The sequence below is a fragment of the Paenibacillus zeisoli genome (genome assembly GCF_003994465.1).
In the GTDB taxonomy this organism is placed as follows: Bacteria; Bacillota; Bacilli; order Paenibacillales; family Paenibacillaceae; genus Fontibacillus; species Fontibacillus zeisoli.
The window spans coordinates 709,575-730,979 of the sequence record NZ_RZNX01000001.1 but is presented as its reverse complement, the minus strand read 5'-3'; the positions used below and the strand labels follow the sequence as shown (position 1 = coordinate 730,979).

Genomic DNA, 21,405 nt, shown 5'->3' with positions numbered 1-21,405 from the left:
GACTCAATAGCACTAGGGGGAAATAGAAATGAAGTCGGAGAAAATCTCAGATGCGGTGGTACGCAGATTGCCCGTATATCTGCGCTTTCTGAATGAACTAAGTTTTCGGGAGGTCTCAACCGTCTCATCGCAGGAACTCGGACAAAAGCTGGATCTGAACCCGGCTCAAATTCGCAAGGATCTTGCATATTTCGGTGATTTCGGTCGCAAAGGCATTGGATATGATGTCGCTTATCTGATTGAGAAGATTCGTCAAATTCTCAATCTGGATCAGCAGATTAACGTGGCTCTTGTCGGAGCTGGTAACCTGGGCCAGGCTCTATCCAATTACAACACTTATTTGAAGGACAATATGAAAATTGTGGCGGTGTTTGATGCCTCGGAGAAGAAGGTCGGCCAAAAGATTAATTCATTGACCGTACAGCCAATTGAGGATCTTGGGGCCACGGTGAAGAGATTCAATATACGGATTGGGATCATTACCGTTCCTGATTTTGAAGCGCAGCGTGTAGCAGATCAGCTGATCGACGCTGGAATCGAAGCGATCCTTAACTTTGCGCCTACAATTCTGAAGGTGCCAGCCGAGGTGCGTCTGCATGCAGCAGATTTTACAACGGATCTGCTTAGTCTGGCCTATTATTTGGGAGATGGAAAGGAAGCACTAACAAATGAGTCGTAAATGGTTAATCGAGAACGGAACTTTTGCTGTACTGGAACCGGGTCGCTCTGTAGTCAAAGGGTACATGTTAATTGAGAATGATCTGATTAAATATGTCGGAGAGTCTCGCCCCGAGATCGAAGAGGGGACAGATACTTTTGATGGAAGAGGGTTGTTGTTTGCTCCTGGTCTAATTAATACTCATGGCCACGCCGCGATGTCACTGCTGCGGGGTTACGGAGACGACATGCTGCTTCAGAACTGGCTGCAGGAGAAGATGTGGCCAATGGAAGCAAAGTTTACCTCACGGGATGTCTACTGGGGGACTGCACTGTCCGTTGTGGAGATGCTTAAGGGAGGTACGACTACCTTTCTGGATATGTATGACCATATGGATCAAGTGGCTAAAGTAGCGGACGAATCGGGAATTCGCGCCGTACTGATGCGTGGAGCTATTGGTCTTTGCCCTGAAGATGTACAGCAGCAGAAGCTTGAGGAGGCGATCCGGTTCGCCCAAGACTGGCATGGCAAGGCGGATGGCCGGATTACGACCATGATGTCTCCGCATTCGCCATACACTTGTCCTCCTGCATTTATTGAGAAATTCGTTCAAGCGGCACATGATCTGGATCTTCCGCTGCATACTCACATGTCTGAGACGACTGCTGAGGTTCAGCAGAATATCGAAGAATATGGGCTCCGGCCAACCATGCATTTGGAGAAGCTGGGTTTCTTCTCACGTCCTTCGATCATTGCCCATGGTGTTCATTTGAACGACGAGGAGATTGAGATCTTGGCTAGAAATAACGTTGCGGTCTCACATAATCCGGGGAGCAACTTGAAACTCGCGAGCGGAGTGGCGCGTGTGGTTGATCTGCAAAAAGCTGGGGTAGTTGTATCGCTCGGCACGGATGGAGCGGCAAGCAACAATAATTTAGACATGTTCGAGGAGATTAGGTTGGCTGCCTTGATACATAAAGGGGTATCGGGTGATCCGACCGCTGTACCGGCAGAGGAAGCGCTTAAGATGGGTACCATTTATGGTGCAAAGTCCGTATATCTTCCGAATACCGGAAAGCTTGCTGAAGGTATGAAAGCGGACTTTATTGCTATGAATACGGATCAAGCCCACTTTATCCCACATACAGATTTTATTTCGCATATGGTCTATTCAGCCGGACCTAAAGACGTCGAACATGTGTGGGTGAACGGCAACCAGGTTGTGAAGCATGGCAGCTGTCTGACCATTGATGAAGAGCGGGTACGCCGGGAAGCTCAAGCTTGCTTTGAAGGATTGCTCTCCCGCTAAGCGGAGCACTTCTGAGGGAAAGGAAGTGAACGCATGAAGAAAAAAACGAAACGCATACTCATATCCATACTGCTGGCCCTGCTGATCTTGATTGGTATTCAGCAATACTACGTGTATACGATGAAGGATTACTGGAACGAGAAGGATGCAGCGGTGATTGTGGCCAAGCAGCAGGCTAATCTCGCTTCGTTAACGCATGCCAGTAAATCCGTATGGGACACGGTATGTTGGGTAGTTGAAGGTAAGAACACAGCTGGAGAAGATGTTGTGGTATGGGTAGTTGATGGAAAAGTGGACCATCAGGAGCTGGCTAAGAATGGAGTCAGTCTTGATCAGATCAAGAACAGCATCAAATCACAAATGCCGGATATCTCCATTGTTCGCCTTGTTCCTGGAATCTTTGATCAGGGAGCAGGGAAGCAATACGTATATCAATTGTTCTATAAAGATGCAGATCATTATAATTATAGATTCTATAGGTTCTCCGATGGTCAGGCTCTGCCTGAAACCTATACTTTGCCTAATAGATAGGCGTTTTGCCTACTTCACCTTATCAAAAAAGACCTTCCATATCACAGGGAGGTCTTTTTGAATTGCGTACAATTTTTTAACATTAGAAAAATATATCAAATATTTCAATAATTTTTTAATATAAGCTTAGAAAAAAGTATATATTCTATGATATACTATTGCATGTACATTTCAGTATAGAATGATACGCAAATAAACGGAGAAATCCGTTAATTTTTTTTAGAGTATCCATTTTGTATGTATGAGATTGAAATTATTAAGGGGGATATGAATTGAAATTACGTCTTGTTCCATTGACTACTAGCGTTGTTATCTCCGCAGCAGTTCTTTTTGGTGGGTGGTTCGCTTATAGTCAGTTGGCTGTTGAGGCCCCGCTTAAGAAATTAGTCACCCAATATGAAGGTGTCAACAACGTTCAATTTGATATTAACCAGAAACAGGTGGACTTGAAACTCGATTTGGATCCAAAAACAGATTTAAGAGGATTGGTAGAACATTTGACAGTGGATGGCAAGTCATTGTTAGGCAGCCGCAAGCTCAAGCTTACCGTGGTTGACCATTCCAACAAGACACTTGATCAGTGGTGGTCCAAAGCGCTCTTTCCGGTAGCGGAAGCCATGGATAATAAGAAGTATACCGAGATTCCAGCTACACTAGAGAAGCTCAAAGAAGGAACACCTGGGCTTACAGTCAACACGGTTATGGATACTCAGAATATATATGTCTCTCTCTCAGACGGAAAAGCCAGCAAGTTCATTATACTTCCGCGTGTGCCGGGTGAATTGGGGGTATGGAGTAATGTCTAAATTTATTAAGGAAATCGTTGTAGGAGTAGTACTTGTCCTTCTCGTGTTCTTGGCCTACATCGGAGTTAATATTATTCCTATTATTATAGGACTGGCCATGATAGGTTCATTGTTCGCTGTGGTTCAAATGAAAGGCGGGATCACCGTTGGTGCTTCCCAGGAACGCAAGCGGAAGAAAGCAGGCCCGGCCAAGCTTACCTTTGAGGAAATTGGTGGGCAAGACAACGCGAAGCAGGAGCTTCGTGAGGCTCTTGATTTCATGGTCCGACATGAAGAAATTCAGAAATTCGGGATTCGCCCGCTTAAAGGAATTCTGCTTACAGGCCCTCCGGGAACAGGTAAAACCTTGATGGCTAAAGCCGCAGCACATTATACCAAGTCCGTTTTTGTAGCGGCATCCGGCTCTGAATTTGTGGAAATGTATGTCGGTGTCGGCGCAGGACGCATCCGTGAATTGTTCAAGGAAGCCCGGACACGTGCCGCACAGGAGAAGAAAGAGAATGCCATTATTTTCATAGACGAGATCGATGTTATAGGTGGAAAAAGAGAAGGCGGCCAGCAGCGTGAGTACGATCAGACTTTGAATCAGCTGCTGACGGAAATGGACGGTATCTATAACTCGGATGCCCCTCGTATCCTGGTCATCGCGGCGACGAACCGCAAAGAGATGCTGGACAGTGCGCTTCTGCGCCCAGGACGCTTCGACCGTCACATTCAAGTTGAGCTGCCTGACAAGAAAGGCCGCAAGCATATCCTTGAGCTTCATGCCAAGAATAAGCCGCTAAATGCGGATGTCAGCCTGGAGAGACTTGCTGAAGAGACGTATGGCTTCTCTGGAGCCCAGCTGGAGAGCGTAATGAATGAAGGTGCCATCTATGCCATGAGAGAGAACCTTCAGATTATCGACCAACGTCACTTGTCTATGGGCGTGGATAAGGTCATGCTTGGAGAGAAGACGGACCGGGAATCAACCGAAGAAGAGAAGCGCAGAGTGGCTGTACATGAACTTGGACATGCCGTGCTAGCTGAGATCGTTTCCCCTGGCAGTGTGAATCAAGTAGCCCTTAGCCCCCGTGGCCAAGCGCTGGGATATGTTCGCCATAACCCGCAGCAAGAACAGTACTTATATACTAAATCATACCTTGAAGGACAAATTATGGTGGCACTTGCAGGAGCGGCGGCAGAAGAGATCTATTATGGGGGCAGAAGTACAGGTTCCCGTAATGACTTTGAACAAGCCTTGAAGCTCGTTCACACCATGATGACCTCAGGCCTTACCCGGCTCGGTATTGTCAACATGGATATGGTGACCAAGGAAGTTCTTATGAACGAGAACAGTCGTATTCTGGATGACCTTGCTGCCCGCACCAAATCAGCTCTGATTGAGCATGCGGCGGTATTCGACAAATCACTTGAAATACTAATTCATGAAGAACGACTCTCCGGAGAACAATTTCGTTGTCAATTTCGTGACAGCATCCTGTTACCAGCCTGATTTTTTCAGGTTGGTAATTTTTTTTTACTTTTTATTCGTGCTAAGATATTATTATATGTTGGGTATAAAAAGATGTATTATTCGACATCGAGGGTATAATAGATGTATGGAGATTAATACAAAGGATGGAGAGAGACACCATGTATTTTAAAAAAATAGGCGTTATCGGTGGCGGTACGATGGGCCAAGGCATTTGTGAAATGCTCGCAGCCAAGGGACTTGAAGTTCTGCTCGTTGAGGAAACACCGGACAAATTGAACCATGCTTACAGCATGATAGAGACAAGCCTGGATAAGCAGCTTGAGAAATGGGCAATCACCCAGGCGGAGAAGAAATTGATTCTTTCCCGTATTCAAAAAGTAACCCATTTTGCCGAACTTGGATCCTGCGATATGGTGATCGAGACGATTTCGGAGGATTTGGATGCGAAGAAAGAAGTCTTCACCCAGCTTGACCAAGTATGCCCGAGCAATATTATTCTAGCTAGCAATACTTCAACACTCAGCCTGACCGAAATTGCCGGAGGTACCATGTATCCGGAACGTGTCATCGGCATGCACTTTATTTATCCAGTATCCCGTATTGACCTGGTTGAAATCATTCGCGGGTTGAAGACTTCTGATAGTACATTTGATAACACCAAACGTTTTGTTGAGGAAGTTGTTGAGAAGCGCGGTATTATGGTCTACGAATCTCCAGGGTTTGTGACTTCACGTATTATCTGCATTCTTATTAACGAAGCGCTGCACGTCCTGGGTGAAGGCGTAGCAACGGCAGAAGACATCGATGACTCCATGCGGATCGGGTATCAGTTCAATTATGGACCGCTTGAAATGGCTGACCGTTTCGGACTGGATTCCGTACTTGCCGCACTGGAGCGTATGTTCCGTGAATTCGGTGAACTCAAATATCGCCCTTCCTTTGTACTTAAGAAAATGGTCCGTGCCGGGAACCTGGGCGTTAAGACTGGCGAAGGCTTTTTCAAATACGACAAGGATGGTGACCGGATATGAAAGTTCTCGTAATCAATGCGGGAAGTTCTTCTTTGAAATATCAGCTGTATAATATGGAGGATGAGTCAGTCCTTGCCAAGGGTCTTGTGGAGCGGATCGGTATGGATTCTTCTATTCTGACGCACAAACCTACGAACAAAGAAGAAGTTACTGAGGTAAGTGAAATTCTTGAACATACAACTGCAATTCGTAAAGTGCTTGATAAGCTGACAGACAAAGAGCACGGGGTGCTGAATTCAGTCGACGAGATTCAAGCAATCGGACACCGTGTCGTACACGGCGGGGAGACATTCAAAGGATCTGCCCTGGTTACGGGAGAAGTTAAGGCTGAGATCCGCAGACTCTTTGATCTGGCTCCCTTACATAATCCTCCGGCTATTATGGGGATTAACGCTGCCGAGAAGAACATGCCAGGCGTACCGCAAGTTGTTGCATTTGATACCGCCTTCCATCAGACGATGGAAGAGAAAGTATTCTTGTATCCTATTCCAAGAGTACTGTACAAGAAGCATCATGTTCGCCGGTACGGAGCGCATGGTACATCCCACCAATATGTAAGTAAAGCAGCTGCTGCGTATCTCGAGCGGCCTATTGAAGACCTTAAGATCATCACCTGCCATATCGGTAATGGTGCCAGCCTGACAGCAGTCGAGGGTGGTGTCTCTGTAGATACTTCAATGGGTCTAACCCCTCTAGAGGGTCTAATGATGGGTACACGAAGCGGGGATCTGGATCCTGCGGTAGTTACTTTTGTCATGAATAAAGAGGAGCTTTCGATTAGTGAAGTGAATTCCATGCTGAACAAACACAGCGGATTGCTCGCGATCTCCGGTGTCAGCAGTGATATGCGTGATATTACCGATGGCATGGAGGCTGGTGAGGCAAATTCTACGCTTGCATTCGAGATGTACGAGTATCGTCTGCGCAAATACATCGGTGCCTATGCAGCAGCTATGAACGGGGTAGATGTAATTGTGTTCACGGCTGGTGTAGGAGAGAACTCTGTAGTTGTCCGCGAGAAGGTCTGCCAGAACCTGTCTTATCTGGGCGTAGAGATTGATCCTGAGCTGAACAAGATCCGTTCGGGTGAGCCTCGCCGGATTTCATCTGCTAACTCCAAAGTTGAGGTACTTGTTGTGCCAACGAATGAAGAACTTGTTATTGCCCGGGATACGAACCGAATTGTACAGGAAGCCAAGCAGGCTCAATAATATAGCAGTACTTAGAGGAGAGAGATAACATGGCGGTCAAATCAGTGATTCGTCAAGTAGGTAATCACGTCGGGGAGACAGTAACCATCGGTGCTTGGGTGAACAACAAGCGTTCGAGCGGGAAGATTCAATTTCTACAGCTTCGCGATGGTACAGGGTACATTCAAGGCGTGGTTGTAAAGAGTGAAGTCTCTGAAGAGATTTGGGACAAAGCCAAGAGCCTGACTCAGGAAAGCTCGCTGTATGTTGAAGGCATTATCCGCGAGGAACCGCGTAGCGCTTCTGGTTATGAACTGACTGTAACGAATATCGAGATCATCCATATTACCGAGAACTATCCGATTACTCCAAAGGAGCACGGGGTTGATTTCTTGATGGATCACCGGCACTTATGGCTTCGTTCGTCGAAGCAGCGTGCCATCATGGTTATTCGGGCGGAAATTATCCGCGCGGTTCAGCAGTTCTTTGATGACAACGGGTTCACCCTGGTGGATCCGCCGATTTTGACGCCGACCTCAGCCGAAGGAACAACCAACTTGTTCCACACCAAATATTTTGATGAAGATGCTTATCTGACTCAAAGTGGTCAGCTCTATATGGAAGCCGCGGCTATGGCGCTGGGTAAAGTCTACTCATTCGGACCTACTTTCCGCGCGGAGAAGTCTAAGACCCGCCGGCATCTGATCGAGTTCTGGATGATCGAACCGGAAATGGCTTTCACAGATCATGAGGAAAGTCTCAAGGTACAGGAGAATTTCATTTCTTATGTGGTCCAGTCTGTTCTCAAGAACTGCAAGGCAGAGCTTGAAGCTGTTGGACGCGATGTCTCCAAGCTGGAGAGAATCCAAGCACCATTCCCTCGTATAACTTACGATGAAGCCATTGAATTCCTGCACACTCAGGATTTTGATATTCCATGGGGTGAAGATTTTGGTGCTCCACACGAGACAGCGATTGCTGAACGTTATGAGAAACCGGTCTTTATTACTCATTATCCAAAGGATATCAAGGCATTCTATATGAAGCCGGATCCGAATCGTCCAGATGTGGTACTCTGTGCCGATATGATTGCTCCAGAAGGATATGGGGAGATTATTGGAGGTTCTCAGCGGATCGATGACCCTGAGCTTATGGAAGAGCGCTTTAAGGAGCATAACTTGTCCACAGAGACTTATCAGTGGTACTTGGATCTGCGCAAATATGGATCGGTTCCTCACTCTGGGTTTGGTCTAGGACTTGAACGGACTGTAGCCTGGATATGCGGACTTGACCACGTACGTGAGACGATTCCGTTCCCGCGTACTCTGTACCGGCTGTACCCGTAATAAGTAATACAACCTTGCGTTGTTCCTGAATTAAAGAGGTGAATGTTGGATGGGAATGGGCGAAGGTTGGAAGGTATGGGCGAATGGCATAGCATATGGGCTGGAAAAGGGTTCAGCCAGTATACCCTATGCCTTGCTGGCCCATTACCGTAAGCTCAAACTTAGTGACACAGAAGTCATGTTGTTAATTCAACTGCTGGCTTTCAAGCAGCTTGAACAAATCGATTTCCCTTCCATGGAGGACATTGAGCGAAGAATGGGAGCTGCTCCTTCTGTGGTGGCCAGCGGAATTCGCAAGCTTATGAAAGACGGTTGGCTTGCCATTGATGAGGTTACCGACCATTCCGGACTGCGATCTGAACGATATAATCTGACGGGAATGTATCACAAGTTAAGTGTATGTCTTGCTGAAGATGCGGCGGCCGAGCGCCAGAAGGAACGTTTTTCCAAGGCGGAGGAGCCCGCTTCTTCAGAGGATCAGCAGCGTAATCTTTTCGTGGTATTCGAAAAGGAATTTGCCCGGCCTTTATCCCCAATGGAATGTGAGACAATTTCCGGCTGGTTGGATCAAGACGGTTATCCTGATGAACTGATCCGGCTTGCATTGAAGGAAGCCGTGTTTGCAGGTAAAGTGCATTTCCGGTATATTGACCGTATTCTCCTAGAGTGGAGCCGCAATCGGGTCAAGACAGCCCAAGACGCCAAAGCATATACCCAACGATTCCGTGGAAACAGCAAATAAGATGATATACTAGAGAGGTTGTTCGTTCAGCTGAGAGGCTGTTTGAACAGCCTCTTTTTAATGTGAACATCGTTGTAAATGTTACTTTAAGAACCAGCAGGTTACCTGTGGATACGTCTGGTGACTACGAAAAGTATTCAGATATGCCGGCCTTAAGGAATCAAATTTCCTAATGACCTGCTATAGTTCTGTCCGCAAGAGATCAGGAATGTAGGTGATCTCTCTCGTTAGTTATCAGTTTTTTATAAAAAATTATAAATTTATGCAGGGGTTCATGGAGACAGTGACGTCTATTTAGTTGGAAGGAGGGGAGAGCAATAGAAGAAGAGCTTCGGATCAGCCAGATCCTGCAGGGGAACCAAGACGCATTCAGAGAGCTGGTGAGCGACTACGGTCCGTACCTTTACCGGATGGCATATTCGGTTCTGCATGATCAGAAAGAAGCAGAGGACACCACTCAGGAGACGTTCATCCAAGTCTATAAGTCTCTCCCCGAGTATCGTTCTCAAGGGTTTAAGACGTGGATCACAAGGATTTGTATTAACAAAGCCATTGACTGCAAACGAAGGCGTGTTAGGCGCAGGGAAGAAGAATGGGAGAGTGAAGAGGTACTTAAGCATATTCCATCTTCCGATGAGGGGACGCTGGATCGCGTGTTAAGACAAGAACGTATTCAGAGAGTGGTCAGCCGGATCAATGAACTTCCGGATTCTCATAGAGAGATTGTCACTGCATTTTATGTGAAAGAACAAAGTTATGAGCAGATTGCCGCCGATCAGAGCATTGCAGTGAAGACAGTGGAGTCCAGACTTTACCGGGCCAGACATTGGATGAGAGAGCATTGGAAGGGGGAGGATTGGTCGTGAGAGAAACGGACATGCAGCGTCAGCAAATATGGAGACAGTACATACTCGGTGAACTAAGCACGAACAAGCAGGCAGAATTGGAACAAATGTTAATTGAAGATGAAGCAGTCTTGATAGAATATCTGGAAGTATTGGAAAGTATGGATGAAGAGCTTCCGGAACTGCCGAATACAAATGATTTTACAGACCGAGTGATGAAAGCCCTGCCTTTAACAGATTCCTCAGCAGCTCCACCTAAGCCGGTTAAGGCGGATTCCAGGTGGTCTTGGATCAAACATCCGATTACGCACTATACGGTTGCAGCGTCGATTACTCTGCTGCTAATTACCTCGGGATTCTTCGATCAGCTAACTATAAACGCCGATGATATGGTGAAGGAAGACAGCAAGCCTTACAGCGAGCAGTGGATGAACAAAGCAACAAGCTGGCTGGATACATGGAATAATCACAAGTAAGAGAAAGGATGAATGAAATGCCGGTAGTACGAAATCGGGTCACTGCTTTTTTTATGAACTTTTTGCCTGGACTGGGACATTTATATTGGGAAAAAAAGATTAGATGCTTCTTCTATATGCTGTTTTTCTGCGGATTTTTATTAGGAGGGTTCTCTTTAGCTCTTCTAAGCAATAGTGGTGAACCGTTTATCTTAGGAATTGTCTGTGCGGCTATCGTGTGGGGAGTGAGTATGTTTGATCTGTTCATTGTGCTGCTAAGGGACTATCCTGGCCAGGGAAACCATACAGGTTATGCCCATTCTGCTGAGCTTAGCGGACGGCAGGATGCAGAACGCTTCTTTACGATCCTGCTGTCCTTTGTACCTGGATTGGGTCATTTCTACATGGGACTGATGCAAAGAGGACTATCTTTTCTCGTGGCCTTCTTTGGCACGATTACCATGCTTGTCTTTGTGTCAGGGATCACGAACGATTCAGCATTCCTGATCTTCCTGGGGGTTCTGCCTGTAATTTGGCTTTACTGCATGTTTGACGCGGTGCAGTGCATTCATCGTAAGCAATCAGGAGAGATAGTAACAGACCGGACTTTATTTGACGAATGGGAGGTAGGCCGTGAGAACGGTCGACGGAGTAAAGTAATAGCCACTCTGCTGTCAGTGATTCCAGGTGCTGGACAGATGTACTTAGGACTTCAAAGACGAGGGATTCAGCTCATGATTCTGTTCATGGGGACGTTCTATATCATTGATGTGATCCGTCTGTCTTTATTCCTGTTCCTGCTGCCTTTGATCTGGTTCTTCAGCTTCTTTGACGGACTGCAGCTGACCAGCAGATATGGGAGAGAGCCTTTGACTGACAAACCTCTAGTTGAGGGACTTGGAAATCATAAGCGGCTGCTCGGAACCGTTCTTCTTCTTCTGGGGCTTTATTATATCAGTCTGAATTTGATTGTGCCTTACCTGGCCTCTCACTATCCTGGGCTCTGGATTGAATATAGGGTCAATAAATATTTGAAGCCTTTTATTGTATCCGTAGTATTGATTGGCGGAGGCTTGAAGCTGCTAACTGGAACTAAGCGGAAGCCATCAGGAGTTCATGTGGAGAGAAGGAACTTTGATGAAGATCGATTCTAACTCTTATAATTCAGTGCAACCTGTCTATGTCAGATCTTATGAAATTCAGAGAACGAGTGCTGCAAAATGGCGGGTGGGTACACTCACGATGGGCCTATCTCTGCTCATTGTGGGGATTGTCATCCTTATCTCACACGTGTATGGATATTCAAGCTGGGCAGCAGCTAAGGCGTGGTGGCCGATCTATTTCATTTTGCTGGGAATCGAAATTCTGGCCCACTCCATCTTCAGGCGGAATATGAGAATTCAATATGATGTCATGAGTATCTTCTTGATTAGTGTTCTAGCCGTATCCTCACAAGCTTACTTATTTCTTCTTGGACATTGATTCGTCTAGAATATACAGAATAACCATAACGAGAAGACCTCCAATAAACAGACTATCCGGATAAAAGAATTCCATACCGATCAGTTCCTTTCAATTCAGAATAGGAACTAAAGAAGAGGGGGCACATGGTGCCTCCTCTTCTTTGGTTGTACTGTGATTGTAACACAGTCAAGTGGATATTCCAATATATGGATATCTTCACGGGATAACTATTTACGTAGAGCCAGACTCCGGTAGATGTGCTCGAAAATAAATTCAAAGGACTCCAAATGACGTTTCGCCTCAAAAGCATTGGCTCCCCAAGCATAGATGCCGTGATTACGAAGCACAATTCCTGGGATATCAGGATTCAGAGCTGCTGGAATCAATTCGGCAATTCGAGGAATCTCCGCATAGTTAGGAACGACGGGAATTTCAATTCTTGCATTCTCTTCCCAAATGCCCAGTCCCTTAATGAGCTCGATCCCTTGAGCAGGGATAGCTCCTTTATCGCCGTATCCTTCACTTATAATATTGTTATAAATGGTATGCACATGGAAGATGGCTCCGCATCCGGTGAGACGATAAATCTCGGCATGGATTAAAGTCTCTGCACTGGGCTTTAAGCTGGTAACTTCACAGGGACGGCCCTGTTGGTCCACGAACAAGAAATCCTCTGGAGTATGCACGGATTTGTCTTTGCCGCTTGAAGTTACAGCGAAATGGAAAGATTCAGGTGAGAATTCACCAACTCGGATGGACAGATTGCCGCTTGTCCCAGGGAACCACCCGCGTGCTGCGAACTGTTCTTTCACCTTACGGAGCTCTTCCAGAGCTCCCAGCTTCTCTTCTAAGGGGATATTCGTGAAACTCATCGTTTGTATTCGCCCTCTCTCTTTTTGAAATCCTCGGTAATCTCAACAAATGTCTCAAAAGGGGTATGCGGTACTCCGAGCTCTATACATTTCTCCGTTAGATGGGAACGGGAATAGATTCGATCGGCCAGCTTAGCAGCTTCAAAGTCGGTTAAGCTGTCGCCAATTAGAATTCGTTCATAGCGGTCAGCAGGGAATTTACGCATAACGGTAGTCTTGCACATGCCGCAGTCATTACTGCAGTGTTCGTCACAGAGGTGCGGCCAAGTAATCTTGATCTTGGCTCCTGAGAAATCAGAACCGTTGCAATAGATGTGGTCGGCAGGGATATCAAACGGCGCAAGAAGAGGCTCTACGAAAAAATCAATACCTCCGCTTGTGACATAGAAGGGAATCTCCTTGCTTCTCAGATAGTCCAGGAATTCACCAACGCCCTCGCGTATGCCCGCTTGACCGAGTACAAATTCAGTAATCTCTTCGCGTCTGTCAGAAGAAATGAGCGCGAACATGGCACCAACGCCTTCATGGATCGATAGCTCACCTGCAAGAATTCGCTCCATGATCGGTTCATAACCCTCTGGCTTGAAATGTCTCATAATCGCTACAATATTGTCGCTGACCGTGATGGTTCCATCGAAATCACAGAACACAACAGGTTCTAAATTGTGGGTCATTTTCGGCCTCCCCACATATTCAGGGCTTCTTGAAGTTCCGGATTGGTCTTGGACGCTTCTTCCAGAGAAATGCCTTTCAGACTAGCGTCAATTGCTTGAAGGAACGCTTGCCCGCCGGCAGCAGCTCCGCCGGGGTGACCATGGATGCCGCCTCCGGCATTGACAACAACATCATGTCCGAAGTCAGCCAGCAGCTGCGGGACAAGGCCCGGATGAATACCTGCCGAAGGAACAGGGAAGCTGGTCTTCTGCGGCAGGTCTGTCCGGGTGAGCTCAGCACGGATAGCCAGATTCTCTTCCCTTGGCATCACGACGGAGCCGTACGGGGAAGGGAAGAGAACCAAGTCTGCTCCAGCTGTACGCATCAGCTTTCCAAGCAGCAGGGAAGCAGCAATTCCATATTGAGGTGATGGATAGAAAGCACCTGCCAGGGAAGGGTGAGCTGCGATGGGAATCTGGATATCCGGATCACCGCTCAGTTCTTGAAGAACGTCCAGCCCATAGGCCAGCGGACTAAATAGCAGGGCAGTCGCCCCTGCGTTGATGGCTTTGAGCGCCTGACTGCGAAGCTGTGAAGTCGGACCGGTCAAGTTAACGGCATACAGCAGCTTTTTACCTGTCGTCCGCTCTGCTTCTTCAGCAGCTTTACGGCATACTTCGACTCTTCGCTCGATAGGTGTGAGCGGGTTCTCGAACAGAATCTCGTCATCCTTGATCAGATCTACGCCCCCCAAGGCTTGTGCCAGAAATTGTTCCTGCAGTCCATCTAGGTCATAGCCAACGACCGATTTGAAGATGCTCATAAGGAGAGGGCGCTCTGGAGCATTTAAAAGGCTGCGAATGCCCTCTATACCGAACTTGGGACCGGGAAAGCCGGACAGGAAATCTTCTGAGAAGCCGAGATCCAGTAATTTGATCTGCCCGTCCATGGAGATTTTGCCAAAGGCCGTGATTAGCAGGGCAGGAAGATCTCTCGTGAAATTGAGATCTGGATAGGCAATCGTTACATCAGCATAACGCCCTGCAGCGGGTTCTTCATGTTCCTCGATGCTAACGACATGGCCAAGATGTTTGCGCATGCTTTCCTGCTTAAGCTGAGGCAGTTCTGTCCAGCTGCCGACGGTCATGCCAACCGCGATGGATTCAGCTTTGCGGCGGAAGTCTGCTTTAGGATCATGGATGCGGTAAGTCGCCGTGCAAAAGCTCATGAGAGAGCCTCCTCTACAGCTGCCCCCATTTCACGGGAACGCTCTGCGCAGCGCCGAACCGCAGCTTTGACGGTATCTGTAAATCCGGCAGCTTCAAATACTTCTAGAGCAGCCTGAGTGGATCCATTAGGGGATGTAATGGCTTTGCGTAGAAGTGCCGGATCGTCACCCGTCTGGATCATCATGCTCGCAGCACCCAGAACAGTCTGAACCGTGAGCTCACGTGCGTGCTCGGGGCTTAATCCGCCTTCGATGCCTGCAGCGATCATGGCTTCCATCATGTAATAAATGTAAGCCGGTCCGCTGCCAGAAATCCCGGTAAGAATGTCCATTTGTTCTTCAGGGATCACACTTACGAGACCAACTGCTTCAAAGATCGAAAGTACCTGCTGGCTACGTTCCTCAGATACTTCAGGTGAGAAAGCAATCCCTGTTGCCCCAAGACCAATGGAGCTAGAGGTATTTGGCATGGTCCGTGCAACGGGCTGCTTGCGGCCGAGCAGGGCTTGAATTGTATTTATAGAAAGTCCGGCAATGACCGAGATAATGAGCTGGTCTTCGGAGAGAAGAGGGCCGAGTGCCTTCAGAGCTTCGCCGGCATCCTTTGGTTTCATGGCAAGGACCAGGATCGAGGACTCTCGAAGAAGCTCCTCTTTACCCTGAGCATTTGCGGCTACGCGCACCCCATAAGTACTGTGCAGGAAATCAAGACGTTCCTGGCTGCTCCGGTTGATCATGGAGATTTGCCCTGGCTTGGCAACCTCCTTGTTAATGAGTCCTCGTACAATAGCCTCTGCCATCGAACCGGCACCATAAAAGCAGATGTTATACTGATCTGAACTGGCCTCGGATAAGTGATTGGATAGTTCGGACATGATAGGTTTCCTCCTTTATTTACGAATTTGACCGCTGCCTTGAATGAGATATTTAGTTGAAGTTAGTGCAGGTAGTCCCATGGGTCCCCGAGCATGAAGCTTCTGGGTACTGATCCCGATTTCTGCGCCAAATCCAAATTCAAATCCATCAGTGAAGCGGGTAGAGGCGTTATGATAAACTGCAGCGGCATCCACCTCGTTCAGGAAGCGAACCGTGTTCTCTTCATTTTCAGTGACGATACACTCGGAGTGCTTGGTGCCGTACTTGGAGATGTGTACAAGGGCCTCATCAAGGTGGGACACCACTTTGATATTAAGAATGTAATCGTTATATTCTGTGGCATAGTCTTGTTCAGTTGCTTCTTTGGCCCATGGTACGAGCTGCAGGGTTAACGGGCAGCCGCGAAGCTCAACCTTGGCTTCCTTGAAGACTTCTGCGAGCTCACTTAAGTGTGCAGCAGCGAAAGACTCGTGAACAAGCAATGTTTCCATGGCGTTGCATACGGATGGACGCTGGGCTTTGGCATTGAGCGAAATTTCTTTGGCCATTTGTGGTTCAGCCGATGCGTCGAGATACGTATGGCAGATACCGGCTCCAGTCTCAATTACGGGAACTGTTGCATTCTGCACAACATTCTGAATCAATGAGCTGCCTCCACGTGGAATAACAACATCGAGAAGACCGTTCAGCTTGAGCATTTCATCCACCGAAGAACGGTTGGCATCCTCGATGAGCTGCACGGCATCTGGCGGGATCGCTGTGCCGGACAATGCGATGTGAATCAGCTCAATGATTTTGCGGTTCGAGGAGAGGGCAGCAGAGCCGCCGCGCAGCACTACGGCATTTCCTGTCTTGAGGCACAGGCCCACGGCATCGACAGTAACATTAGGCCGAGCTTCGTAAATAATCCCGATGACTCCAAGCGGAACACGTTTCTTCACAATATGCAGACCGTTAGGGCGGTCAATCGTTTCCAGAGTATCGCCAACCGGATCTGGAAGCTGTACGATCTGACGGAGTCCTTCGGCAATGCCGGATATACGCCCGTTGTCGAGGGCAAGCCGGTCGAGAAGGGATTCCGGCGTTCCGTTATCCCGGCCACGCTGCAAGTCTTCCTGATTGGCTTCAATGATTTCAGATGCCCCGGTAATCAGAGCTTCTGCAATGGCGAGAAGGGCCTCGTTCTTCTGCTCCGTCGTCAATTGACCCAAGATCTGAGCCGCGGAACCGGCCTGCTTTGCTTTGTTTCTCACTTCACTCATCGTTATTGCCTCCTTAAGATTATTTAAGCGAAATCCATTCATCCCGGTGAATCACTTCTAGACGGTGTATCCCATCCATCTTCTTCATGACTTCCTGGCTGGGCAGTCCCAGCACATCTTTGAGGTGGACTACATCATAATTGACAATTCCACGTCCCAACACTTCACGCTTCTCGTTGACGACTTCAACGACATCACCCGTATGAAAGTCTCCTTCAACCGCACGTACACCTACAGGGAGGAGACTACGGCCGCCGTAGATCATAGCCGTCTCTGCACCTTCATCCACAAGGAGTGTACCGAGAGGAGTAGAGAGGAAGCCAAGCCACTGTTTCTTCATCGGCAGGGAACTTAAGCTGGTTTCGAAGTAAGTTCCGCGGCCTTTTCCCTCAACAGCGCGAAGCAGTTCGCCCGGTAAGCCGCCTTTACCAATAAACACGGGGACCCCGCCGCGTGTCGCAATTTTGGCTGCATCAATCTTGGAACGCATGCCTCCCGTACCGACTTTGGAGCCGGAACCTCCTGCAATAGCGTAAATTTCATCGGTGAACTCACTTACTCTTTCGATTCGGGTAGCCGCGGGGTCAATCCGCGGGTCTTTCGTGTACAGTCCTTCCGTATCGGTCAGAATTACGAGGTGGTCCGCTTTTAGGAGGTTAGCTACAAGTGCTGAGAGCGTGTCATTATCACCAAATTTCAGCTCGTCGATGGAGACGGTGTCATTCTCGTTGATGATAGGAAGTACCCCCTGCTTGAGCAGTTCCTCTACCGCCATGCTGGCATTGCCCATTCGCTTTCTGTTGAGAAAGTCCGTACGTGTTAGAAGCACCTGGGCTGCAGGAATTCCATGCAGTTGAAAGGCTGCACGGTACGTTTGCATCAGCAGAGCCTGACCCACGGCCGCAGCAGCCTGCTTCTCATGCAGCAGCTTCGGTCTTTCGGCATAGCCGATTTCACGAAATCCTGCCGCGACAGCACCGGAGGTGACAAGCAGCACTTGATAACCGGATTCCCGGAGCCCCGCGAGCTCGGCCGCGAAGAATTGTACCGCTTCCCGGTTGAGTCCTCCTTCAGGTGAGGTGAGCGAGCTGCTGCCTATTTTGACAACGACACGATGATGCATGACATTCACTCCTACAATGATTTAGTTCAGTCCATATAAATAAAAAAACTCCCGCCTTTGCAGCGCAAAGGACGAAAGTTCTGACTTCCGCGGTACCACCTTTATTGATGAACCTGACGTTCATCCAACTTACAGCCTGTTAACAGGGGCAGCTGTCCGGCTTGATTCAGCCAGCCGTTCAGGGATAGGGTTCTGAAGGGCGGACGGTAAATTCTCTCAGCCATTAGGAATTTACTCTCTGGAATACGCCGCTTTTCTTCGTACTGGTCCCGTCATCACGTTTCAATAATATATCGATAGAATAACATGGGAAAAGTGGCTTTGCAAAGGGATAAGCTAGCTGTTTAGAACAACGAGAGTCTTCCAATGCGATGAGCCGCTTCGCGCAGACGGTCCTCACTGCTAAGCAGTCCTACCCGGACGAATCCTTCGCCATGCTTCCCAAAGCCAACTCCGGGGGCTACGGCCACCTTGGCCTGTTCAAGCAGGAGCTGTGAGAAGCCGGCAGAATCATAACCTTGCGGCACCGGAAGCCACGCGAAGAAAGAACCTCCAGGCTTACGGGCCTTCCAGCCAATCTCATCCAGCGCGCCGAACAAGGCATTCCGTCTGGACTCATAGACTGCAACGAGGTCAGCCACATTCTGCTGGCTGGACGTCAGAGCCACCTTGGCTGCTTCCTGAACCGCACCGAACAGGCTGACATAGATATGGTCCTGCAGCTGATTAATGAGCGAGATAATTCTCTCGTTGCCAAGCGCAAAAGCGACACGCCAGCCAGCCATGTTATAAGTTTTGGACAAGGTGTAATATTCAATACCTACTTCTTTGGCGCCCGGAGCTTCCAGAAAGCTGACAGGACGATGGCCATCGAAGCCGATCGCGCCGTAGGCAAAGTCGCTGGCAACAACGATATTGTTCTCTGCCGCAAAGTTCACGGTATCCTCGTAAAAGGAAAGCGGAGCCGTTGCTGACGTTGGATTGTTAGGATAATTCAGGAACATGAGTTTTGCCCGTCTCTTGTCTTCAGCGGCTACCGCCTCATAATCCGGCAGGAAATTGTTCTCTTCGCGGAGGGGAAGAAAGGACATTTCTGCCCCGGCTAGGGCTACACCTGACCAGTAATCCGGATATCCGGGGTCTGGAACCAGACACAAATCTCCGGGGTTAAGCAGAATTTGGCTGATCTGGACAAGTCCTGTTTTGCCGCCGAACAGAATAGCAACCTCTTTCTCAGGATCAAGTGTAACTCCGTAGTCCTCAAGATAACGCTGCGCGACTGCCTCCTTCAGGAAAGAATGTCCTGTAAAGGGGGAGTATTTATGATATAGAGGGTTCGATACCGCTTCCTTGGCTGCTTGGACAATATGATCTGGGGTTGGCCTGTCCGGGTTGCCCTGTCCAAGATTAATGACATCGTGGCCTGCTGATATTTCACGGTTAACGTTCTGCACTAGAGTGGCGAAGAACTGTTTGGGAAGACGGCTCATGACGTCCGCCGGATTTATAGTAAGGGAAGGCTTAGGTTTATTCATATTTGACACGCTCCGTTCAGGTACAGAAATGAACTTGCTTGTTCCAACTTTATTCCATATAATTTATCACGATTTAACCCAGCTGTATAGAAGGATTAGATTGCGTGACGATTGCATTTAGAGCAGCACAAGCGATATGATTATACTTAATTGCTAAGAAGGGAGTGGGGACCTATGTCCACCGAACAACCCGATTTGATTCAGAAAAAGTGGAATATTGCGTTAATTCAGTCCGATATTGTCCTTGGCGAACCCAAGGTAAATGCATTCAGATTGAAGCAGCTGATGGAGCAGGCACTTCAGGCTGAGTCGAGACCGGATGTGATTGTACTTCCCGAAATGTGGAATACCGGCTACGCGTTGACGGTAATTGATGATATAGCAGATCTGCAGGGCATGGAGAGTAAAGCCTGGCTTTCGGATTTTGCAAGGGAGCACAGTGTTCAGATTGTTGGGGGCTCGGTTGCCCAGAAGACCGACGGACAGGTGAGGAATACGATGTATGTCTTTGACCGTCAGGGTGAACTCGTCAGCGAGTATTCCAAGATTCATTTGTTCAGGCTGATGGAAGAAGAGAAGCATCTGGCAGCCGGAGAACAAAGAGTGACCTTTGAACTCGAAGGAGTTACGGCCGGCAGTTCTATCTGTTATGATATCCGGTTCCCTGAACTTGCCAGATCACTGGCTCTAAGTGGCGCAAAAGTGATGTTCGTTCCTGCAGAGTGGCCGCATCCTAGGCTTCATCACTGGCGGACTTTGCTGAGTGCAAGAGCCATCGAGAATCAAATGTATGTCATCGCCTGCAACCGGGTAGGGGTAAGTGGTAAGGACTCATTCTTCGGCCATTCCATGATCATTGATCCATGGGGAGATATTATTGCCGAGGGTGGAGAAGCCGAAGAAATTGTTACTGGCGAAATCAATCTATCCATAGTGGATGAAGTCCGCAAGCGGATACCTATATTCGAAGATCGCCGTCCCGACCTTTATATTTAATGGAATCGATACAACAATGAAATGACTCCTCGGGCTTCATAGCTCGGGAGTCATTCTTTGTTCCAATACCTCTTTGAATGTTTCTATAAAAGCTTCTGCCGCCTTAGAAAGATAACGTCCCTTTCGGTAAGCAATGACTAGAGTTCGGCTGGGCACTGGATTCTCAATCGGAATATAGACCGGGATCATTTCACTTCGTTTGGCCCTGGCGATGAAGCGGGGCACAAAGGTAATGCCCATTCCAGCGGCGACGAGGGACTGGATGGTCTCAATATTATTGCTCTCAAATACCACGTTCGGTTCAAATCCCGCAGCCCGGCACATATCAATCGTCAAAGTACGAAGCCCCTGGCCCTTTTTGAGTACGATAAAGGGTTCATCCTTAAGCAGCTTCATTTGCTCGTCACTGTCCAAAGTGGGTAAAGCAGCTAGGGGATGACTGGGCGGAACGGCCAGATCAATGCGTTCTTCGCCAATGGGTTCGAAAGTCAATGAGGCTTCTTCCAATGGAAGCGAGAGAAGACTGAGGTCCGTCCCTCCTCCAGCCGTCAGCTTTTCAAGATTAAGTGAAGTGTCTTCCAATAACGAAATTTGAATTTCTGGATATGCTTCCTTGAAAGCGGGCAGTACATAAGGCAGAAGGTGCGATCCGGTAATCGGCATGCTTCCAACGACAACCCGTCCTTTGCGGAGCTGTGAAATATCATCCATTTCCTGCCGAAGCTGTTCCACGGCGTCGACAATTTTGCGTGCATGAGTGATAAAGCTTTCACCTGCGTGGGTTAGTTCTACGGTACTCGTGTTTCTCTGAAACAGCAGTACACCAAGCTCCTTTTCCAGCTTGGACAGCTGTTGGCTTAGAGAAGGCTGAGCAATATGAAGCTTATCTGCAGCTCGGGAGAAGTTACGTTCTTCAGCAATCTGAAGGGTATATTGAAGCTGTCTGAATTCCATGTTAGCCTCCTGACAGTAAGTTATAAGTAATACCTATGAACATTATATCTC

23 protein-coding genes are annotated in these 21,405 nt (G+C 48.1%); 14 read left to right on the top strand and 9 right to left on the bottom strand.

What is annotated here, in order from left to right; genetic code table 11:
- Positions 1-28: 28 nt before the first annotated feature.
- The 13 genes from EJP77_RS03385 to EJP77_RS03325 all read left to right on the top strand — a co-directional run bounded on the left by EJP77_RS03385 (position 29) and on the right by EJP77_RS03325 (position 11,872).
- Positions 29-679 carry a redox-sensing transcriptional repressor Rex gene (locus EJP77_RS03385; RefSeq protein ID WP_127197748.1) on the top strand — a complete coding sequence of 217 codons (651 nt, stop codon included), beginning with the start codon at positions 29-31 and terminating at the stop codon, positions 677-679.
- Positions 669-1,967 (top strand): amidohydrolase, encoded by a 1,299-nt coding sequence (locus EJP77_RS03380; RefSeq protein ID WP_127197747.1) that lies wholly within the window; start codon positions 669-671, stop codon positions 1,965-1,967. Before EJP77_RS03385 ends, EJP77_RS03380 begins: the two co-directional genes overlap by 11 nt.
- A 33-nt stretch (positions 1,968-2,000) precedes the next feature.
- Positions 2,001-2,498 carry a cell wall elongation regulator TseB-like domain-containing protein gene (locus tag EJP77_RS03375; RefSeq protein WP_127197746.1) on the top strand — a complete coding sequence of 166 codons (498 nt, stop codon included), beginning with the start codon at positions 2,001-2,003 and terminating at the stop codon, positions 2,496-2,498.
- Positions 2,499-2,770: 272 nt separating this feature from the next.
- On the top strand, positions 2,771-3,304 hold the full coding sequence (locus EJP77_RS03370; RefSeq protein WP_127197745.1) for a hypothetical protein: 534 nt from the start codon (positions 2,771-2,773) through the stop codon (positions 3,302-3,304).
- Positions 3,297-4,799, top strand: coding sequence for an AAA family ATPase (locus EJP77_RS03365; RefSeq protein WP_127197744.1), 1,503 nt, complete (start codon positions 3,297-3,299; stop codon positions 4,797-4,799). Before EJP77_RS03370 ends, EJP77_RS03365 begins: the two co-directional genes overlap by 8 nt.
- A 140-nt stretch (positions 4,800-4,939) precedes the next feature.
- Positions 4,940-5,812, top strand: a complete 873-nt coding sequence (locus tag EJP77_RS03360; protein WP_127197743.1) for a 3-hydroxyacyl-CoA dehydrogenase family protein — start codon at positions 4,940-4,942, stop codon at positions 5,810-5,812.
- On the top strand, positions 5,809-7,023 hold the full coding sequence (locus EJP77_RS03355) for an acetate/propionate family kinase (protein WP_127197742.1): 1,215 nt from the start codon (positions 5,809-5,811) through the stop codon (positions 7,021-7,023). The genes EJP77_RS03360 and EJP77_RS03355 overlap by 4 nt, the downstream gene beginning before the upstream one ends.
- 29 nt (positions 7,024-7,052) lie before the next feature.
- The gene (gene asnS, locus EJP77_RS03350) at positions 7,053-8,348 is read left to right on the top strand and encodes an asparagine--tRNA ligase (RefSeq protein ID WP_127197741.1); all 1,296 of its coding nucleotides are present in this window, start codon (positions 7,053-7,055) and stop codon (positions 8,346-8,348) included.
- Between the two features lie 49 nt (positions 8,349-8,397).
- Entirely contained in the window at positions 8,398-9,090 is a 693-nt protein-coding gene (locus EJP77_RS03345; protein ID WP_127197740.1) for a DnaD domain-containing protein, read from the top strand.
- Between the two features lie 380 nt (positions 9,091-9,470).
- Positions 9,471-9,956: an RNA polymerase sigma factor gene (locus EJP77_RS03340; RefSeq protein ID WP_246021652.1), complete on the top strand. Its 486-nt coding sequence runs from the start codon at positions 9,471-9,473 to the stop codon at positions 9,954-9,956.
- Positions 9,953-10,411, top strand: coding sequence for an anti-sigma factor (locus EJP77_RS03335; RefSeq protein ID WP_127197738.1), 459 nt, complete (start codon positions 9,953-9,955; stop codon positions 10,409-10,411). Before EJP77_RS03340 ends, EJP77_RS03335 begins: the two co-directional genes overlap by 4 nt.
- Before the next feature lie 17 nt (positions 10,412-10,428).
- On the top strand, positions 10,429-11,544 hold the full coding sequence (locus EJP77_RS03330) for a hypothetical protein (protein ID WP_127197737.1): 1,116 nt from the start codon (positions 10,429-10,431) through the stop codon (positions 11,542-11,544).
- Positions 11,528-11,872, top strand: a complete 345-nt coding sequence (locus tag EJP77_RS03325) for a LiaF transmembrane domain-containing protein (protein ID WP_127197736.1) — start codon at positions 11,528-11,530, stop codon at positions 11,870-11,872. Before EJP77_RS03330 ends, EJP77_RS03325 begins: the two co-directional genes overlap by 17 nt.
- Before the next feature lie 209 nt (positions 11,873-12,081).
- Here the strand turns inward: EJP77_RS03325 and mtnB are convergent, their stop codons facing one another.
- The 8 genes from mtnB to EJP77_RS03290 form a co-directional block, all read right to left on the bottom strand.
- Positions 12,082-12,726 carry a methylthioribulose 1-phosphate dehydratase gene (mtnB, locus tag EJP77_RS03320; RefSeq protein WP_127197735.1) on the bottom strand — a complete coding sequence of 215 codons (645 nt, stop codon included), beginning with the start codon at positions 12,724-12,726 and terminating at the stop codon, positions 12,082-12,084.
- Complete coding sequence (locus EJP77_RS03315) at positions 12,723-13,400, bottom strand: 2-hydroxy-3-keto-5-methylthiopentenyl-1-phosphate phosphatase (RefSeq protein ID WP_127197734.1); 678 nt, start codon at positions 13,398-13,400, stop codon at positions 12,723-12,725. The genes mtnB and EJP77_RS03315 overlap by 4 nt, the downstream gene beginning before the upstream one ends.
- Positions 13,397-14,608, bottom strand: a complete 1,212-nt coding sequence (locus EJP77_RS03310; protein WP_127197733.1) for a 2,3-diketo-5-methylthiopentyl-1-phosphate enolase — start codon at positions 14,606-14,608, stop codon at positions 13,397-13,399. Before EJP77_RS03310 ends, EJP77_RS03315 begins: the two co-directional genes overlap by 4 nt.
- On the bottom strand, positions 14,605-15,483 hold the full coding sequence (proC, locus tag EJP77_RS03305) for a pyrroline-5-carboxylate reductase (protein WP_127197732.1): 879 nt from the start codon (positions 15,481-15,483) through the stop codon (positions 14,605-14,607). The genes EJP77_RS03310 and proC overlap by 4 nt, the downstream gene beginning before the upstream one ends.
- 15 nt (positions 15,484-15,498) lie before the next feature.
- Positions 15,499-16,746, bottom strand: coding sequence for a glutamate-5-semialdehyde dehydrogenase (locus tag EJP77_RS03300; protein ID WP_127197731.1), 1,248 nt, complete (start codon positions 16,744-16,746; stop codon positions 15,499-15,501).
- Positions 16,747-16,765: 19 nt separating this feature from the next.
- Positions 16,766-17,869, bottom strand: coding sequence for a glutamate 5-kinase (gene proB, locus EJP77_RS03295; protein ID WP_127197730.1), 1,104 nt, complete (start codon positions 17,867-17,869; stop codon positions 16,766-16,768).
- 101 nt (positions 17,870-17,970) lie between these two features.
- Positions 17,971-18,093 carry a hypothetical protein gene (locus EJP77_RS20970; protein ID WP_281278450.1) on the bottom strand — a complete coding sequence of 41 codons (123 nt, stop codon included), beginning with the start codon at positions 18,091-18,093 and terminating at the stop codon, positions 17,971-17,973.
- Positions 18,094-18,213: 120 nt separating this feature from the next.
- Positions 18,214-19,404, bottom strand: a complete 1,191-nt coding sequence (locus EJP77_RS03290) for a pyridoxal phosphate-dependent aminotransferase (RefSeq protein WP_127197729.1) — start codon at positions 19,402-19,404, stop codon at positions 18,214-18,216.
- Between the two features lie 174 nt (positions 19,405-19,578).
- Between EJP77_RS03290 and EJP77_RS03285 the strand changes: the two genes are divergently transcribed.
- The gene (locus EJP77_RS03285; protein ID WP_127197728.1) at positions 19,579-20,400 is read left to right on the top strand and encodes a carbon-nitrogen family hydrolase; all 822 of its coding nucleotides are present in this window, start codon (positions 19,579-19,581) and stop codon (positions 20,398-20,400) included.
- Between the two features lie 36 nt (positions 20,401-20,436).
- Here EJP77_RS03285 and EJP77_RS03280 read toward each other — a convergent pair whose 3' ends face one another.
- On the bottom strand, positions 20,437-21,354 hold the full coding sequence (locus tag EJP77_RS03280) for a LysR family transcriptional regulator (RefSeq protein ID WP_127197727.1): 918 nt from the start codon (positions 21,352-21,354) through the stop codon (positions 20,437-20,439).
- Positions 21,355-21,405 lie beyond the last annotated feature (51 nt).

Bases quoted from the DNA above. Each gene is read 5' to 3' on its own strand.
- EJP77_RS03385 (WP_127197748.1), top strand. From the start codon at position 29: ATGAAGTCGGAGAAAATCTCAGATGCGGTGGTACGCAGATTGCCCGTA.
- EJP77_RS03380 (WP_127197747.1), top strand. From the start codon at position 669: ATGAGTCGTAAATGGTTAATCGAGAACGGAACTTTTGCTGTACTGGAA.
- EJP77_RS03375 (WP_127197746.1), top strand. From the start codon at position 2,001: ATGAAGAAAAAAACGAAACGCATACTCATATCCATACTGCTGGCCCTG.
- EJP77_RS03365 (WP_127197744.1), top strand. From the start codon at position 3,297: ATGTCTAAATTTATTAAGGAAATCGTTGTAGGAGTAGTACTTGTCCTT.
- EJP77_RS03360 (WP_127197743.1), top strand. From the start codon at position 4,940: ATGTATTTTAAAAAAATAGGCGTTATCGGTGGCGGTACGATGGGCCAA.
- EJP77_RS03355 (WP_127197742.1), top strand. From the start codon at position 5,809: ATGAAAGTTCTCGTAATCAATGCGGGAAGTTCTTCTTTGAAATATCAG.
- asnS (WP_127197741.1), top strand. From the start codon at position 7,053: ATGGCGGTCAAATCAGTGATTCGTCAAGTAGGTAATCACGTCGGGGAG.
- EJP77_RS03345 (WP_127197740.1), top strand. From the start codon at position 8,398: ATGGGAATGGGCGAAGGTTGGAAGGTATGGGCGAATGGCATAGCATAT.
- EJP77_RS03330 (WP_127197737.1), top strand. From the start codon at position 10,429: ATGCCGGTAGTACGAAATCGGGTCACTGCTTTTTTTATGAACTTTTTG.
- EJP77_RS03325 (WP_127197736.1), top strand. From the start codon at position 11,528: ATGAAGATCGATTCTAACTCTTATAATTCAGTGCAACCTGTCTATGTC.
- mtnB (WP_127197735.1), bottom strand. From the start codon at position 12,726: ATGAGTTTCACGAATATCCCCTTAGAAGAGAAGCTGGGAGCTCTGGAA.
- EJP77_RS03315 (WP_127197734.1), bottom strand. From the start codon at position 13,400: ATGACCCACAATTTAGAACCTGTTGTGTTCTGTGATTTCGATGGAACC.
- EJP77_RS03310 (WP_127197733.1), bottom strand. From the start codon at position 14,608: ATGAGCTTTTGCACGGCGACTTACCGCATCCATGATCCTAAAGCAGAC.
- proC (WP_127197732.1), bottom strand. From the start codon at position 15,483: ATGTCCGAACTATCCAATCACTTATCCGAGGCCAGTTCAGATCAGTAT.
- EJP77_RS03300 (WP_127197731.1), bottom strand. From the start codon at position 16,746: ATGAGTGAAGTGAGAAACAAAGCAAAGCAGGCCGGTTCCGCGGCTCAG.
- proB (WP_127197730.1), bottom strand. From the start codon at position 17,869: ATGCATCATCGTGTCGTTGTCAAAATAGGCAGCAGCTCGCTCACCTCA.
- EJP77_RS20970 (WP_281278450.1), bottom strand. From the start codon at position 18,093: ATGGCTGAGAGAATTTACCGTCCGCCCTTCAGAACCCTATCCCTGAAC.
- EJP77_RS03290 (WP_127197729.1), bottom strand. From the start codon at position 19,404: ATGAATAAACCTAAGCCTTCCCTTACTATAAATCCGGCGGACGTCATG.
- EJP77_RS03285 (WP_127197728.1), top strand. From the start codon at position 19,579: ATGTCCACCGAACAACCCGATTTGATTCAGAAAAAGTGGAATATTGCG.
- EJP77_RS03280 (WP_127197727.1), bottom strand. From the start codon at position 21,354: ATGGAATTCAGACAGCTTCAATATACCCTTCAGATTGCTGAAGAACGT.